A 15,657-nucleotide genomic window follows, 5' to 3' on the forward strand; every position below is an offset into this window, starting at 1 on the left:
TTTGCTGCAGGGCGCACTAGAGTTTAATGCAAGCAAACTCATTTCAGTTTAGTAAGGAGTGATATGATGCGAGCGCTAAAATGCCTTGTGTGTGCAATCTGTTTCTACAATCCGCTTGCTTGGACGGCTGAGCTCGTCAAAGAGTTGAGCGTGTTCTCCCCCTACTTGGGGACTTGGCAAGCCCGTTTTAGCATGGCGGCAGATACGCCTGCAGTGGAAGATATCAGCCATTGGGAGCGGGCGCTGAATGGTACGGCTATTCGGACCTTACATTCTATCAATCAGGGGGAGTATGGTGGCGAGTCGTTGATTTTTTGGGATAGGCAAAAGCAGTCCTTGGTATTTTATTATTTTACGACAGCAGGCTTTTATACCTCAGGGCGAATTGAGGTGATCAGTGATTATGAATTTGCTGCTTATGAGCAAGTTGTGGGCGACCAAAACGGCATTACCCAAGTGAAGTCAACAAGCCGCTTTAAAGATGGCCAGTTCAGTGTTGCGACTCAGTACTTTAAGCAAGGTAAGTGGACAGTGCCGCAAACACGTATTTATACGCCGAGCAAAAAGGCAGTGGTATTTAAATAATGATAGAGAAGCGACTGTTTTTTGGTATTGGCTTAGCACTTGAGCACACGGCACATATTCAACACTGGCTAGATACCTCTGTTATTGCCACTAAAGCATCGACACTGCCGCGTAATTGGCATCTGACCTTGGCATTTTTGGCTCAGACAGATGCGAGCGCTGAAGAAAAGGTGATCGAATTTGCCCACAGTTTGGTGCAGCCACCTTTTCAATTGCGTTTTGATAGCACGGGATATTGGTCGCACAACGGACTATTTTATTTGCGGCCCGATCACATTAATGAGGCGTTGTGCGGTATTGCAGAGCCTTTGCGCAGCTGTGGGGAAGCACTGGGCTTGTATCGTAACTCCTATCCATTTGCTCCTCATATCACTTTGTTTCGCGGGCTTAAAGCTGAGCCGTCAGTATGTGCACCCTTAGTGCCATTTACCTTAGACGTTACTGAGTTTCATCTTTATCACTCACACAGGCTTGAAGATGGTTTGCACTATACGCCAATCCACTCTTTTGCGCTTAGCGCTTAAAACGTGCAAGGGCTTTGGTCAAAAGAAAGTGGCCAAGTCGCTTGAGCAAACCCACAGAGCCGCTTTGTGTGAATAAACGTGCGGTGGCTTGATTGCGCGCAGCGCTGACATGCTTGCGTTGGCACTCTGTGGCGGCAAGCTGCCAGTTTTCATGGCGAATGGCTTGCAATAGATTTGGCCAAGTTCTACTTAAGTTTGGGGTACCTAAGTTATAGGCCATATCGAGTAAAGCTAATTGCACATTCGACGGCATACGGCGAAATGGCACATAGCCGTTTTTCGCGCTAAATAGGGTGCTCAGTTCAGTTTCGAATTCGGCGATCTTTTTTTCCAGTAACTTAACGCATGCTTGTTGCGGTAAATACAGTTTGCAGTGGGGTTCATACCAGCTTGCTAAGCGTCCTGATGGTAATTTGGCTATGCGTTCAAACTCTTGAATTTTCGCTGCGCGACTTGCCGCTTTTTGTGTCGACTTTTCACGCAGAGGGAGCTTACTGAGCGCTTTGGCACTGGTAATGTGAAAACCCGCTCCCAAGGTGACATTGCCGCGGGTGTCGACATATAAATGGGCAATGACCCCTTCGTATAAGCAAATATGTTTAGCCGCTTTTTGGCGGTTTACTGAGTTAAGTTGGAACAATTCGCAACCTTTTTTACTTCCGACGCTTTATTAACTGTGTAGCATTGCTTGAGCAAAGAGCAATAGCAAGTATTTACTTCAATATCATGCGCTATCTCACCAATTTTTTCCCACAAATTATTATTAAACTTGCTGCGCACCATAGAAAATAAGACTAAATCATTGCCATCCGCTAATAGAGAGTTGTTTGGATTACTCGTGACATACCAGCCAAACTGCTTGAGGTAGTTAATATCTCCATTATCGGATTGAACTTCTTTTAGTGCATCTCGATAGGCATTGAGGCTGCAGCAATCGTTTAGGAGTTCAACGAGGGTGTTGTATTGCTCGCCTTGATATGCAAAGTGCATGGATTTGATAAGTGCAGGGCCTGTACCTGAGTTTTTCACTTTGACAGTCATATGGGCGCGCTCAGCCTCGATGTCATAGTCGCTATAACTGACTTGTAACCAAGGCCAAGTTTCAGCGTAAAGTTGTCGCTCTGCGGCGGTCACTTGCTCTTGGGCTGCTTTGGCTTGCATGTAAGTGGCATAAAAGGAGGCTGCGGAAATTAAAATCGCACACAGGGCTAAAATGCTGTTCATTTTAGAGCGTGATAATTTTAGCTTGAGTCTCGGTGCTCTAGGTCGCAGCGCTTCTGTTGGCTGATGTTGTTCTTCTATCTTTTGGTCGTGTTCAGATGACATGGTAAATTCCTTTTTATGTACTTATGGCGCCGTTAAAAATAAAGTGAGCTCTTTACCAATTTGCAGTGTTGAGCTGGATAGCGCGTTCCATTGCTTTAACTTATTCACGGAAACATTAAATTGCTTGGCAATGCGCCATAAGCTATCGCCAGATTTGACGGTATAGGTGTAGTGTTTATCGGCCAGTACGGGTAACACCAACTGCTGACCAATACGTATGGTATCGGTGCGCAGTTGGTTAAATGACTTGAGCTGCCTAACACTGAGTTCGTAATTGGCAGCAATCACACTCAGGCTATCGCCACGACGTACTGTGTAGGTTTGCCACTGGTCACTTGGCATGGTTGGGAGGTTTTTGGCATAGTCTGACCATTGCTGTGCTTTGTCGATTGGCATAATGAGGCGGTTGGGGCCGCCAAGCAAAGCGGGAAAGCGTGCGTACCCAGTATTGAGTTCGGCTAACATAGACCATTGTGGATCTCTATCTAAAATAGTGGCAGCGGGTAAAGAAACTGTGGTGATGGCTGGGGTGTTGGCAATGGCCGGAAAGGGCATTAATTGCTGTTTGAGTAATTGCGTGGCAGCGATAAGTTTAGGGACATAGTGACGTGTTTGGCGCGGTAGCTGTAGCGCAAAAAAATCCGTTGATTTACCTGCTTTACGGTTATTTTCTATGGCTCTTAAGACTCTGCCCTCCCCCGTATTATACGCCGCAACCGCGTGGTACCAGTTGCCGTCAAAGCGCTTGTGCAAGTAGGTTAAAAAATCAAGCGCGACACGGGTTGAGTCAATCAGATCTTGGCGACCATCGTACCAAGGGTTGATCTCAATGCCATAATGTTTGGCGATCAAAGGCGTCAATTGCCACAGTCCCGAGGCATGTTTATGTGAATAAGCTTGCATATCAAAATCAGTTTCAATCAAAGGCATGAGTGCCAGTTCAATGGGTAAACCGCGCTTTTCAATTTCAGTCACAATGTAATACAGCAAAGGGCCTGCACGTTGGCTGATGGTATCCATATAATTAGGGTGTTGAAGATACCAATTGACGCGTCGTAGTACCCTAGGGTGGCTTGAGGGGGCAAAGCTAATTTGCTGGCGGATCCGCTGCCAGACATCCTCTTGATGGATTGGGGCTATCGGGAAAGGCTTTGCCTTGGTCACGTCTGTCGGAGTTTGAATTTGGGTTGGCTTAATATGGGCTTCTTGCATTTGCTGAGTAGAAGCATCAGCTTGTGCAGCATCTTGTGTCGTCTGACAGGCCGTAAGAGATAAAAAGCAGGCAATGAGAAGCGGTCGTTTTAGCATAGCGGCACCGAGTTATTATTATTCTTATTACGCTATTTTATAAGTTAGTGAAATAAATACACAAGTTAAAATAATTGGGACATAGTGAGCCAGTGAGATAGTTTCTGTTTGTTTTTTGAACTAAACTGGAGTTGAGTGCGTTTAAGTAAGTAGTTCCACTGTTGAGAGGTGTTTTATGGACCGCACAGAATTGAAAGAACAATTTGAACATAGCTATATGGACCCGGTCATACTCAGTTATGCAGACTCAAACCATTATCTTGCGGGTGGTTTAGATGTGTTGGGTAACTATCATTTGATAACCGATAAAAAAGGTAAAATCGTTACTTACAACTCGTTGCGAGAGGCCGAAGTTGAGTTGGTAGAGCTTGGCGCGACAGAAGCCACGCTTGATATGGAAACCGCGTACGATGAGATGGTGGGCAGCGTCAGTGACGGACATTGCCGATTTAAACTGCCGCTCGTTCACTAAGAGAAAGGTGGGGCGTTATGCCCCATTTACAGCTGCCCTAACAGAGATAGGGTAACAACGGGGTCGACTCGTTCATCAATACGACGAGTCCCTGTGTATCTGCCAAGTCTATTGACATCAAAATAATGCTGTACATAACTATACTTCGCCGTATTTAGGGTTGCGACAGCACCACGTACTCGCAGCCGTTTAGACAGTTGATACTCCGCGAAAGCACTGAGTTCAATTTGGTCTTTCTCAGTGTATATTTCGTCAATGTAATAATTGGTTTCAGTCAGAGGAAGATAGAGTTCGAGCCCCCAGTTATAGGTGCTGCCATCTTGGCGAAATTCAACGGAGGCATCATGTGGGGTGATCCCGTCAGTGGGCCGTGACCCGGTCAATGGGTCGTCAAATCGGGCATGTGCAAAATCATAGCTTAAGTTAAATTGACTTCCTGTTAGCCACTTTGAGGTATCCCATGTCGCGCTAAGTGCGCCGCCCAGCTTTTGCGCTGCACCGGCATTACCTATCATGGTATCGCCATTGGGCAGTTGTATAAATTCATGAATGTCTTTTTGCCACTGATGATAGAGGTTTAAATTGAAAAATAAGCTATCAAACAATTGTACGTTGAGCTGGGTTGCCAGCTCTGTGAATTGACTTGGCCTGAGGGTGAGGTTGCCTGATTGAGCACGATTAAACTCTGCATCTTGGCTTTGCACAAAATCATCGAAATCGAGCTGATCAACCTGATATTGTGCCGTTATTGTCATATCCCAATTGGACTGAGGGTCATAGCTGAGCCTAATAAGTGGCTTAATAAATCCCAATTGGGCTTTATGGTTTTGCTTGGCGCGGCTCTTAAGGACGGTTCGCTCTGTATTTAGGCGGGTATACAGCTGCCACTGTTGATTTATTTCACTGGAGATAGCGGCATATGGCTGATATCTGACTTCACTCACTTGCGCTTGTTCAAAGTCCCCATCATTGTTCGTCGTGGCATCCAGTTGGTTGCGACTGATCTCAATACCAAATTCAGGTGAATAAGCGGTGTTTGGCAAAGTGATATTGAGTTGAACAACCTGTTCTTGTTGTGTCTTGTGCTGTTGATAGGGCGCTGCGACGGCAGCGTGATCAAAAGTGGCACTGTGAATACGCTCTAATTTTCGGTTGTGTAGTGCGATGACCTGCCATTGGTTTTTGTGACGACTTTCTTTTTGCCAGTCCACAGTCATTTCATATTCAGAACGAGATTCTGATTTATCCAATTGCCATAAAAAAGGGCTGCTGTTGTCTCTGGCTTGCTCTATTTGAAAATCATCCAGAACGGCTTTGGATGAAAAAACAAGGCGGCTGTCGGTGAGTTCAGGTTGACTGGTCAGCGACAATAGCCGGCCATTGCGTTTTTCAAAAAATGCTTCATGACCTTGCTCTAACATGCTGCCAAATGCGTCTATCTCTTGAAAATTTGAGGTCGATTGGCTGCGATCATCTTGATAATGCAGATTAAACTGATGCTGCCAACCTGCACTTGGGAGGGCGATTTGCGCAGCCAACTCACTAGGGCGATAGGCGTGATAAGCGGAGGTTAACTTGCTTCTGGCTTGCCAGTGTGCGCCAAGTTTGGGTGAATGCGTGATGATATTAACTAATTGATTAAATTGGCTTGCCGTACTGAAGGGGTGGCCTGCGCTGTAAAGGTGAATGGCTGCGATTTGGTCACTGGGCAATTGCCTTAAAATATCAGACAGAGACTCAGATTTAGAAACCGCATTTGCGCCATTGATGAGCACGTTTCCGCCTGCGGCACTCAGTCCGCGCTGCTGGTTACTTTGCACTAGCGTAAAGCCGGGTAATTGGTTCACTTTTTCCAATGCGTTTTGCCCGTGCAATGTATGCAGGTTGTCATTGTCATAGTGTGTTGCAGCAAACTGTTGTTGGTGTGTTGTTTTTGTATTGCTTGCTGCGGCAGTGATACTGAATGTATTGGCACAAAAACCAAGTAATACCATGGTTGAACAATAGGCTTTCATCGAGAGTTGACGTCCATTTTTAACTGACTTGCTGAGTCTATTTAAATAAATCAATCTATTATTATCAATAACCTAGGGATAGCTGGTGGGTTTTTGGGACGAATGGACTGGGATTGTTCACTCGTCCCTATGGGCTTGGGACGAGTGTAATGTTGAGGGCTAAGCGACGTGTTTTAACTTGGCTTTTAATACCGGTTTGAATGCTTTGCTCAGCGCCACCGATTGACCACTTTTTAGTAGCACTAAACCGCTACCGGACGGTTTTATATGTATGCGTTCAACGTAATCTAAATTGACTAAGTGTGAGCGGTGCGTACGTATAAATTGTGTATCTGGGAGCTGTTGCTCGATTTGCTTTAACGTGATCCGCTTTAAATAATGGTGTTGCTCAGTATGTAACTCAACATAATTACTGGCTGAGTTGATATGGGTGATATCACTAAAGCGTAACCGCGCCGTGGTACTGCCAGTTTCCACTTCTAATGTATTGTGATGAAGGGGTTGCTCGGTGCGCAAAAACGTATGCCAAAGATAGCTTAAAACAAACAACACCAGCGGGTGAGAAGGCGCAAAGTAAAGCATGGTGTAAGGGATGGCATCACACAACACCCAGAAGTCAAATATGGCTTGATAGGTCATGGAAATACATAACATCAAGGCAAGGATGCAGATAAATTTTTGCTTAGTCAGGCGGTTTGCTTGATGGTGCTGTGTGAGGAGACGAAAAACCACGGGCGTTAACAAATACCAGAGCCCCCACTCTTGTAAAGCCCACCAAGGGCGATTATTAATCTCTTCAGCCGGTGGCATGGCCCAATCATAAAGCACATAAGTGGCAGACATGAAGAAGATAAAGGCACTCCACCCAGCAAAGGAGATGAGCCATTCCTTTTTAAGTTGTGCTGTCATCATATAACCCTGAATCAGAAACGCAGTGATAGTGTACGCGAATAATTTAATTTGCCTATATAAAGTGGTGGTATTTTAACCTGTTCACTATCCAAATACGCAGCGAAAGCAAGCCCCTTCAGAACGGTGAAGGTAGAGCAGTTCGCCTCCATGTTGCACCATGATCTGTTTTGATAAGCTCAAACCGATACCTGAACCTTGTTGCTTGGTAGTAAAAAAAGGCACAAACATCATTTTACAGGCTTGCTCCGTTATTCCAGGGCCGTTGTCACACACATCCACACAGAGTTGGCCATGTTCATTGTGCAGTGCAATAAGGCGAACTTTTGGTGCGGTATTGGGCATGGTGGCAACCGCTTCAATGGCATTTTTGCATAGATTGATAAGTACCTGCTCAATTTGCTTTACGTCAAGCGTACACATGATATGTGTTATACCACTGACCTCAATATCAACATCTGGATGTTGGCTGGCGAACAGGTGTTTGGTTGTATCGAGCAGTTCGCAAAGTTGTGTCGCGTGCAGCTGCGGCACAGGTAGGTTACTTAACTGTCTAAATTCGCGGATAAAGTCGCTTAGATGGCTACTTCTGGATGCCAATGTGGATAGAGCGAGTGTTAAGTCGTCTTTGTCTTCCTGATCATCAAATTGCAGCGTATCCGGTATCAGTGCTAAACAGGTGTGCGCCATCGACGCCAATGGCGTGATGGAGTTTGCAACTTCATGGGTAAGGACTTTTGTAAGCTTTTTATAGGCTTGTTGCTCTTTGGCATTGAGTTGCTCGGTGATGGATTGCAGTGTGATGACTTTATACTGACGGTATTGCACATGTAGTGTGCTTACTTGTACATACAAGGTCTCTGGCTGCTCATTTTTATGCCAATGAAAGGTGCCATGTTGGTTGGTGGTGGCCGCACTGACAAACTCAAAAATGTCTAGGTTACCCTGTTTAAGTGCCTCTAAGTTATTCATCTTAGTACCCAGTTGCTTATTTACAGCGGTGCTTTGCTCAATCACTTGACCGTGTTCATCGCAGATCAACATGGGTAGATTGATATGGTTGAATAACGCATTGATGATTTGCACTTGCCTTTGTGCATCCAGTTGGGTGGCTTGCATTTTGCTGCGAGCTTGCTCGTAGTCTTTACGCAGTGGATGGGTTGTAGGCAGGCCTAGAGTATGGTCGCCATTGGCCAGTGCACGAAACAGTTGCTCTGGAAATTGTTGAGCCTGTTGAAACAAGCGAGAGAGCCACATTATTTGAGCGATGATTAACAGGATGATTAACGCAGTGATGGCACTTAATTGATAGTGCATGGCCGCGACAAAGAGTAGCATGCCACTGAGGAGTAAGCTTACTCCACATAGTGTGGCTTTGAAGCGCATGTTCATCACTTACAGCCCATACTTTTCTAGGCGACGATACATCGCGCCACGGGTTAGCCCTAATGCTTTGGCAGCGTGACTGACATTGCCTTGATGGTGTTTCAGTGCTGCGCGAATGGTACGTTGCTCAATGATGTCTAAGTCGAAGGTATCTGGCGTGTGCACGGGCGATGCGTTTTCAGGCGTTTGCATTTGGCTTGGGGCGACTAAGACTGAATGAATCGCGAGCTCATTGCCCTCGGATAAAATAACTGCACGCTCAATGGTGTGGGCTAATTCTCGGACATTACCCGGCCAGTGATATTCGCATAAAGTACGTAGTGCACTAGCGGGAAGTGATAGCTCGCGACGGTATTTTTGCTGATAAATATCTAAATAGTGCTGGACTAACAGTGGAATATCCGCTGCCCGCTCTCTCAGTGGCGGGAGACGAATTTCAATGGTATTGATACGATACAAGAGATCTTGTCTAAATTGCCCTTGGGCAACAGCTTCAGGTAGAGCTTCATTGGTTGCACAGATGAGCCGTATATCTGTGTCAATCACTTGATTGCTACCTATCGGGGTGATCTGACGATTTTGAATGGCGGCCAAGAGTTTCACTTGCTGTGCTAAAGGCATATTACCCACTTCATCTAAAAATAAGCTGCCGCCATGGGCCAACTCAAAGCGTCCGACACGATCTGATTTGGCATCGGTAAACGCCCCTTTTTTGTGACCGAATAACTCACTTTCAAATAAATTACCCGACACGGCCCCCATATCTAAGCTGATAAAAGGCATCTGAGCGCGTGGGCTTTGTGCATGGATGGCATGCGCTGTGAGCTCTTTACCTGTGCCACTTTCACCGGTTATTAAAATATTGGCGTCTGTTTTCGCTGCTTTTTCAAGAGTGTCAAAGACCTGCAACATAGCATCACTTTGCCCTAAAAATTCACTTTGCGGCGTACTGAGCGCTTGGCTTAAGCCTTGAGTTTGCCTTGATAGCTTGTTGAGGGCTTTTTTGTCTTCAGCATGGGCTAAGGCTGTGGCAATCACGGTGAGTAGCTGATCGTTTTGCCAAGGTTTGGCAACAAAATCAGTTGCGCCGTTTTTAATTGCCTCAACGGCCAGTTGCACATCACTGTAGGCAGTCATGAGGATCACCGCGATGCTGGGCGCTTGATGATGGACTTTCTTCAGCCAATAGAGTCCTTCTTGGCCACTGATGGCATCACGGTCAAAATTCATATCAAGCAAAATGACATCTATAGGATGGTCATTGATCAGAGATTCAACGTTAAACGGATTGTCTGTAGTGAGGATTTTTTTATGGTGCTTCTTTAAAAGCAGCTTGGCTGCCAGTAAAACGTCGGTATTGTCATCGACGATGAGGATCGTGCCTTGCTTTTCCATACGCTGAGCTCGTTATTATTATTTGACCGACACAGCTTAACGTAAAACGTCTGAAACTGTCCACATATGGACACGGGGTTGTACCATTATCGGACACCTTATATTGACTCTATTTTTATGTTATATTTAAGTTGTTGATTTTATTGTTTTTTAGTTTTGGCATCAATCTTGATTTAGTAACTGTATCTAAGCCAAAGGAGCTGATGCCATGGACAAAAAAATTACTAACACAACACACCGTCGCTTTTTAAAACCTGCACTTGTAGCTGCGGTTGCAGTGTCAATTGGATTCGGTGCGTATAGCATGAACTACTCCGCTGAACAGGGACAATCTCAAACGGTCAACCTTGCTGGGCTTACTGTCAGTTCAGTGGTGAGTGGTGAGTTCAAAAATGCGTTAAGCGTGCGTGGTCAAGTGGTGCCTAAAACCACCATATTTTTAGATACCGTATCCGGCGGCCGTGTTGAAGCCAGACTGATTGAGCAGGGCACTTATGTTGAAAAAGGCCAGCCACTGGTGCAACTGTCCAATACCAATTTACAGCTAGATGTGATGAGTCGCGAGGCACAGGTGACTGAGCAACTTAACTTCTTGCGTAACACGCAAATGACGATGACAACCAATGCACTGAATTTAAAACGTGATTTATTAGATATTGAGCTAAATATAAGCCATTTAGAGCGTAAATTGACGCAGACTGAGTCATTGCTGACAAAAGGGTTGGTGAGCCAAGAGGAAGTGGACGAAATTCGTGAAAACTTACAGTACAACCGCGATATTCATACCTTGACCATCGAACGCCAAGCACAAGAAAACAGTATTCGTAAAGTCCAGCTGGCGCAGTTAGAAGACAGTGCCAAAATGCTGCAAAGTAATTTAGAGTTTGCCCGTAAAAACTTGGAGAGCTTGCAAGTGACGGCCCCAGTATCTGGGTATTTGAGTGAGCTAGATGTGCAAGTGGGTGAGTCAAAGCAAGCAGGTGCTCGCCTTGGCCAAATTGATATACCAGATGAATATAAATTATCAGTGAGCTTGGATGAGTTTTACTTAAGTCAAGTTACCTTGGGTATGACTATGGAGATCAATCATGGTGGTCAAACCTTGCAGGCAAAGGTGACCAAAATTGATAGCCGAGTGAGTAACGCACAATTTCAAATAGAAGCTGAGTTACCTGCTGGTACACAAGACATTAAACGTGGCCAAGGGTTGGATGCACAATTGATGTTCAGCGATGAGCAAACACAGGCAACGTTATTGCCGCGCGGGGCATTCTTTAGCGCCAGCGGCGGACACTGGGTATTTGTATTGAGCAATGATGGCACGCAGGCCGAGCGCAAGGCGATTCGGCTGGGCAAGAAAAACCAACATTTCTACGAAGTGTTATCGGGGCTGGCGCCGGGGGATAAAGTGATCACTTCCCATTACGGCAACTTTGATAAAGCCGATGTTTTAAATCTAAGTAACTAATAAAAATATAAAGGACAGAACAATGATTAAGCTCTCTCAATTACACCGAGTATTTAGAACTCACGATGTGGAAACAACGGCGCTGGACGATATCAATTTAACCGTCAATAGCGGTGAATTCGTGGCGATTATGGGCCCTTCTGGGTGCGGCAAGTCAACCCTACTGTCGATATTAGGCCTGTTAGATGGCCCCTCAAGCGGCAGTTATTTATTTGATGGTACAGAAGTCGCTGGATTCAGTGAACAGCAAATGGCGACGTTACGAAAAGCATCTATTGGCTTTGTATTTCAGAGTTTTAACCTTATTGATGAGCTAACTGTGTTTGAAAATGTCGCGCTACCTCTACAATATCAAAATGTCTCTAAAGCAGAGCGTAAGCAACGTGTGGACGCCATTCTTAAGCGTGTCGGCATCGATCATCGGGCGGATCATTTACCGCAACAGCTCTCGGGCGGTCAACAACAGCGTGTTGCTGTGGCACGAGCATTGGTTATTAATCCAAAATTGATTTTAGCGGATGAACCAACGGGAAACCTTGATTCCAAGAACTCTCAAGAAGTGATGACCATGTTACGCGAGCTTAACCGTGAAGGCACCACGGTGATCATGGTGACGCACTCAGAAACCGAAGGCGAATATGCTGACAGAGTGATCCGCTTGCTGGATGGCCGAATCTTAGTGGATAAGGCAAGTCAAGTTACCCAATCAAGTCATGTGGCTTAAGGAGATATTATGTTTTCGAGTTATATCACCACAGCAATGCGCGCGTTTGCCAAACACAAGCAACATTTTGCATTGAATGTGATTGGCCTGAGTATCGGATTAGCGGCGGCGATTGTTGTTGCTTTGTTTGCGGCTTATGAATTTTCTTTTGATCATCAACATCCTAATGCTGAGCGCGTTTATCGTGTGCATACAGATTACCGCAGTTGGGGGTTACAGCTCATTGGTAACGCAAGATCTCAGCACCCGATGCAAATGAAGCAACAGAGTCAGGTTGAAGATGTACTGATGCTCGCAGATGCTGAAAGTATTGAATATAACGGCGGGTCTTTACCGCTGACAGTCAAAATATCCGATAGACAAGTGCAATTGCCGCACTTCTATGCGGCAAGTGGCAATTTACTGGATTTTGTGTCGCTTAATGTCCTTTCGGGCTCAGTACAGACAGCGGTCACGTCGCCGAATCAACTGGCGTTGAGTCAAAGCACTGCGATCCGTTTATTCGGGCGCGACAATGTCGTGGGCGAGCGATTAATTCATGACGCAGGCACCTATACGATTGCTGCTGTATTTGCAGATCTGCCAGACAATACCCATTTTTATTTTCATACACTGACCGCAATTCCTGCGAATGCGCAAAATAATGTCAGTGGTTATGTATACATGCGCTTGGTGCCCGGCGCCAATGTTAATAACATACAAGCCGATTTAAATGCGCTGTTTACTGAGCAAGCGACAGGTCGTGAAAAGACTTTATCTTTGCATTTAATCCCACTATTAGATGTCCACTTTAATAGCCGTGGTCCATTTGAAATGAAGCAAGGCGGTTCAAAGCAGGTGATGCTGGTGAGTGTTGCTTTGGCTTTAATATTATTACTGGTGGCGAGTACCAATTTCATTAATTTAAATATAGCAGCCGCGGCCAAGCGCGCAAAAGAGGTTGGCGTACGAAAAGCGCTCGGCGCGACTCGTTTTCAGTTGATCCAACAGTTTTTAACTGAAGCATTATTGGTTGTGAGCTTTGCGGGGTTAATTGCATTAGCCATTGTTGAGCTGTCTTTGCCTATGGTAAACCAAGTACTAGATAGATCGTTAAGTTTAGACTTCTCTATGTGGTTTTTAGCGGCTGTTGCCGGTGTGATTGTTCTTGTTGGCATCTTATCGGGGTTATATCCTGCACTGTTTATTTCTTCTTTCAGTGCTAAGCGTGTACTCAGTGGTGATTTACAACGCGGACAAACCGCGATTTGGGTACGTAAGCTGACTTTGTATTTTCAAAGTGTGTTGTCTATTGCCTTGATCATTGCGGCTGTGGTGATTTACAAGCAAATGGCGTTGGTGAATACACTGGATGTTGGTTATGCAAAAACGGACAGGCTATTGGTGAAAGACTTGCCAGCTGAGCTTATCTATAAGGCTGAAAATAACCGTTTATTTGACAATATTGGTGATGTTGCGGGTGTGTCATCTGTCACGGTCAGCAATACCAACCTAACCGTAGACATGAATGCGGGATTACATTTAACTTGGCCGAATGGGGAGCGCTTGCAAGGCACTCAACCTACGGTTTCAACGGGTTACTATGCTGTTGAAACACTGGGCTTAACTTTGCTCGCAGGGCGTGATTTTTCTCCTCAATTTGGCAGTGATTGGTTTCGTCGTGATGGGCAAGATATTCACCGTTATGCCGTATTAGTCTCTGAAAGCTATATGAAAATGGCGGGTTACAGCAATCCAGAAGAAGTGATAGGTAAGCAAGCTACATCGCATAATGGTCGCACGCAAGTCACGATTGTGGGTGTGGTGGCAGATGTAAAGATTGGTTCAGCTAAACAGCAAGCGTTACCGATTTCATTTCGCGCAGGTGTGGTTAGTCGCCCATTTGCAGATATCGTCGTCAAACTCGATGGTACCGTGTCTGCACAAAGTGTATCTGCCCAGATCCGCGATTTGGTGTCGAGTCAATTGAAGTTACAAGAAGTCTCGATTTCTCGTATTGAAGATGAATATGAACGTGCGCACATGAGCGAGCGACGCATACAGCAGTTGGTTTTATTTTTCAGCGCATTAGCGGTTGCACTGACGTGCTTGGGTGTATTGGGCCTCGCTTCTTTCTCAGTGCTGCGCAGGCAAAAAGAAGTGGCTGTACGCAAGGTCTTGGGTGCATCACGAGTCAGCATTGTAAACTTATTAGCAAAGGAGTATGTGGTGTTGATTGGTGCGGCGGTATTGCTGTCTTTCCCACTCAGTTATTGGATACTTGATGGATGGCTAAACCATTTTAACGAGCGTATCTCACAGGCGCTCTGGGTGTATGTACTGAGTGCTGGGTTTGTGGCGCTAAGTACTTGGCTTACGGTTGCTATTTTAGCCTTTAGAGCGGCAACAATCAGGCCATCGCAGATTTTACGCTACGAGTAACAAACATAGCCAGCGCGATAAGCGCTGGCTGTTTGGCTTAAAGTTGCTCTTTTGGTACACCAACGTGTAAATTTCCGTTTTTGAGGTCCATGGTCATCACAAAGTGTTTGAATACGTCGTAGCCGACAATGCCTCTGACCTTCACGCCTTTAACGTGGCTGCTAGAATGGCTGTACTGGCTTGTGACATTCACTTTACTGCCCTCGGCGGGAAAGGCTATTTTGACATTAGAAAGGGTGAAAGGGCCAAATTGAACTTCTTTGGCGAGCACGTTTTCCATTTTTTCCTGAGTATTTGCTCCTGTAAAATAGGCCATTGGGTTCTGGGTGCCTAACCAACCAAATTTTTTCGCGAAGCGGCGTTCAATCAATACGCCTCCGGTAAAGCCAGTATCGAGCAACATCCATACCGGCTCGCCTTCAAGAATGATTTTAACGATGGGTTGCTCAAAGCCTTTTTGGAGTTTGAACTCAATATTCTCAAATTCTTTAATGTTAAGATGGTCGTGCGTAAGTAAGCGGATACGCTTATTCGGGTAATCAATTTGGGTATTAAATAGTTTAAAAAAACCTTGGCCAAACAGCACTGCGTTATCGGGCATACTGAGATTCAGAGCAGGCAGTCGCTCAAGGTGTGTGTCTATGCCAAAAAATGACACGGGCACTTTTTGATAAATTTTGTTGCGCTTAACATCAAAAGCACCTTCAACGTCTATATTACCGCTATGGGTGTAGCTGAGTTTGTGTTTGGTCACAAAGTTTTCATTGATGGCATTCATATTTGCGCCGGTATCCAATACCGCGTAACTATTTATATCAGAGACCTTCACTGGGATGGTGATAAGACCATTTTGATAAGTAAAGTCTTGCCATGGTGTCACTGCAGCATGGGTGAAGGCGTTGAAGAGCAGTCCCACTAGTAACAAGGTGTATTTCATAAGATTGGCTTTTATTTTTAAGGTGTGTATTTCTTGGAACGCTACTTTAAACATGATTAAAGCTTGGTGCCAGACTTTATTGTAATCAATTTGTAACTGTGTCATTTTCATTTAATTCCTTTTTAAATGGTTTGTAATAATTAGATCGTAAGAAAGCTTTGCTTAAGGTGTTAATTATTTATACAAA

General features: G+C 45.2%; 14 protein-coding genes. 6 read left to right on the forward strand and 8 right to left on the reverse strand.

All coding sequences use genetic code 11. The features are described from left to right. The first annotated feature begins 66 nt into the window (after positions 1 to 66). On the forward strand, positions 67 to 585 hold the full coding sequence (locus L1077_RS15700) for a hypothetical protein (protein WP_237137987.1): 519 nt from the start codon (positions 67 to 69) through the stop codon (positions 583 to 585). Beyond that, the gene (gene thpR / locus L1077_RS15705) at positions 585 to 1,109 is read left to right on the forward strand and encodes an RNA 2',3'-cyclic phosphodiesterase (RefSeq protein ID WP_237137828.1); all 525 of its coding nucleotides are present in this window, start codon (positions 585 to 587) and stop codon (positions 1,107 to 1,109) included. Before L1077_RS15700 ends, thpR begins: the two co-directional genes overlap by 1 nt. Here the strand turns inward: thpR and L1077_RS15710 are convergent. The 3 genes from L1077_RS15710 to L1077_RS15720 are packed head-to-tail and all read right to left on the reverse strand — an operon-like array spanning position 1,099 to position 3,743. Beyond that, positions 1,099 to 1,749 carry a glycoside hydrolase family protein gene (locus L1077_RS15710; RefSeq protein WP_237137830.1) on the reverse strand — a complete coding sequence of 217 codons (651 nt, stop codon included), beginning with the start codon at positions 1,747 to 1,749 and terminating at the stop codon, positions 1,099 to 1,101. The genes thpR and L1077_RS15710 overlap by 11 nt on opposite strands. Further along, positions 1,728 to 2,435 (reverse strand): hypothetical protein, encoded by a 708-nt coding sequence (locus L1077_RS15715; protein WP_237137832.1) that lies wholly within the window; start codon positions 2,433 to 2,435, stop codon positions 1,728 to 1,730. Before L1077_RS15715 ends, L1077_RS15710 begins: the two co-directional genes overlap by 22 nt. A 21-nt stretch (positions 2,436 to 2,456) precedes the next feature. Continuing rightward, a complete protein-coding gene (locus L1077_RS15720; protein WP_237137834.1) occupies positions 2,457 to 3,743 on the reverse strand; it encodes a LysM peptidoglycan-binding domain-containing protein in 1,287 nt (428 codons plus the stop codon). A gap of 175 nt (positions 3,744 to 3,918) precedes the next feature. Here L1077_RS15720 and L1077_RS15725 point away from each other — a divergent pair, with 175 nt between their 5' ends. After that, on the forward strand, positions 3,919 to 4,215 hold the full coding sequence (locus L1077_RS15725) for a DUF6482 family protein (protein ID WP_237137836.1): 297 nt from the start codon (positions 3,919 to 3,921) through the stop codon (positions 4,213 to 4,215). A 26-nt stretch (positions 4,216 to 4,241) separates the two neighbouring features. Here L1077_RS15725 and L1077_RS15730 read toward each other — a convergent pair whose 3' ends face one another. From L1077_RS15730 to L1077_RS15745, 4 genes are all read right to left on the reverse strand, one after another. Beyond that, positions 4,242 to 6,230 carry a TonB-dependent receptor gene (locus L1077_RS15730; RefSeq protein ID WP_237137838.1) on the reverse strand — a complete coding sequence of 663 codons (1,989 nt, stop codon included), beginning with the start codon at positions 6,228 to 6,230 and terminating at the stop codon, positions 4,242 to 4,244. 159 nt (positions 6,231 to 6,389) lie between these two features. Further along, on the reverse strand, positions 6,390 to 7,142 hold the full coding sequence (locus tag L1077_RS15735) for a LytR/AlgR family response regulator transcription factor (protein WP_081216561.1): 753 nt from the start codon (positions 7,140 to 7,142) through the stop codon (positions 6,390 to 6,392). Positions 7,143 to 7,226: 84 nt separating this feature from the next. Next, a complete protein-coding gene (locus L1077_RS15740) occupies positions 7,227 to 8,525 on the reverse strand; it encodes a sensor histidine kinase (protein ID WP_237137840.1) in 1,299 nt (432 codons plus the stop codon). 9 nt (positions 8,526 to 8,534) lie between these two features. Further along, on the reverse strand, positions 8,535 to 9,920 hold the full coding sequence (locus tag L1077_RS15745) for a sigma-54-dependent transcriptional regulator (protein WP_237137842.1): 1,386 nt from the start codon (positions 9,918 to 9,920) through the stop codon (positions 8,535 to 8,537). Between the two features lie 208 nt (positions 9,921 to 10,128). Here L1077_RS15745 and L1077_RS15750 point away from each other — a divergent pair, with 208 nt between their 5' ends. Genes L1077_RS15750 through L1077_RS15760 form a run of 3 tightly spaced genes read left to right on the forward strand, consistent with a single transcriptional unit; the run spans position 10,129 to position 14,533 of the window. Next, positions 10,129 to 11,388: an efflux RND transporter periplasmic adaptor subunit gene (locus L1077_RS15750; RefSeq protein ID WP_063363313.1), complete on the forward strand. Its 1,260-nt coding sequence runs from the start codon at positions 10,129 to 10,131 to the stop codon at positions 11,386 to 11,388. Positions 11,389 to 11,410: 22 nt separating this feature from the next. Next, positions 11,411 to 12,112: an ABC transporter ATP-binding protein gene (locus L1077_RS15755; RefSeq protein WP_063363314.1), complete on the forward strand. Its 702-nt coding sequence runs from the start codon at positions 11,411 to 11,413 to the stop codon at positions 12,110 to 12,112. 9 nt (positions 12,113 to 12,121) lie between these two features. Continuing rightward, positions 12,122 to 14,533 (forward strand): ABC transporter permease, encoded by a 2,412-nt coding sequence (locus L1077_RS15760; protein ID WP_237137844.1) that lies wholly within the window; start codon positions 12,122 to 12,124, stop codon positions 14,531 to 14,533. Positions 14,534 to 14,570: 37 nt separating this feature from the next. Here the strand turns inward: L1077_RS15760 and L1077_RS15765 are convergent, their stop codons facing one another. Beyond that, positions 14,571 to 15,575: a pepsin/retropepsin-like aspartic protease family protein gene (locus L1077_RS15765; RefSeq protein WP_237137846.1), complete on the reverse strand. Its 1,005-nt coding sequence runs from the start codon at positions 15,573 to 15,575 to the stop codon at positions 14,571 to 14,573. Positions 15,576 to 15,657 lie beyond the last annotated feature (82 nt).

It is taken from the genome of Pseudoalteromonas luteoviolacea, from assembly GCF_021654285.1.
GTDB lineage: Bacteria > Pseudomonadota > Gammaproteobacteria > Enterobacterales > Alteromonadaceae > Pseudoalteromonas > Pseudoalteromonas luteoviolacea_J.

Coding starts and splice junctions, on each gene's coding strand:
- L1077_RS15725 (WP_237137836.1), top strand. CDS start 3,919: ATGGACCGCACAGAATTGAAAGAACAATTTGAACATAGCTATATGGAC.
- L1077_RS15715 (WP_237137832.1), bottom strand. CDS start 2,435: ATGTCATCTGAACACGACCAAAAGATAGAAGAACAACATCAGCCAACA.
- L1077_RS15755 (WP_063363314.1), top strand. CDS start 11,411: ATGATTAAGCTCTCTCAATTACACCGAGTATTTAGAACTCACGATGTG.
- L1077_RS15750 (WP_063363313.1), top strand. CDS start 10,129: ATGGACAAAAAAATTACTAACACAACACACCGTCGCTTTTTAAAACCT.
- L1077_RS15720 (WP_237137834.1), bottom strand. CDS start 3,743: ATGCTAAAACGACCGCTTCTCATTGCCTGCTTTTTATCTCTTACGGCC.
- L1077_RS15745 (WP_237137842.1), bottom strand. CDS start 9,920: ATGGAAAAGCAAGGCACGATCCTCATCGTCGATGACAATACCGACGTT.
- L1077_RS15740 (WP_237137840.1), bottom strand. CDS start 8,525: ATGCGCTTCAAAGCCACACTATGTGGAGTAAGCTTACTCCTCAGTGGC.
- L1077_RS15765 (WP_237137846.1), bottom strand. CDS start 15,575: ATGACACAGTTACAAATTGATTACAATAAAGTCTGGCACCAAGCTTTA.
- L1077_RS15735 (WP_081216561.1), bottom strand. CDS start 7,142: ATGATGACAGCACAACTTAAAAAGGAATGGCTCATCTCCTTTGCTGGG.
- L1077_RS15700 (WP_237137987.1), top strand. CDS start 67: ATGCGAGCGCTAAAATGCCTTGTGTGTGCAATCTGTTTCTACAATCCG.
- thpR (WP_237137828.1), top strand. CDS start 585: ATGATAGAGAAGCGACTGTTTTTTGGTATTGGCTTAGCACTTGAGCAC.
- L1077_RS15730 (WP_237137838.1), bottom strand. CDS start 6,230: ATGAAAGCCTATTGTTCAACCATGGTATTACTTGGTTTTTGTGCCAAT.
- L1077_RS15760 (WP_237137844.1), top strand. CDS start 12,122: ATGTTTTCGAGTTATATCACCACAGCAATGCGCGCGTTTGCCAAACAC.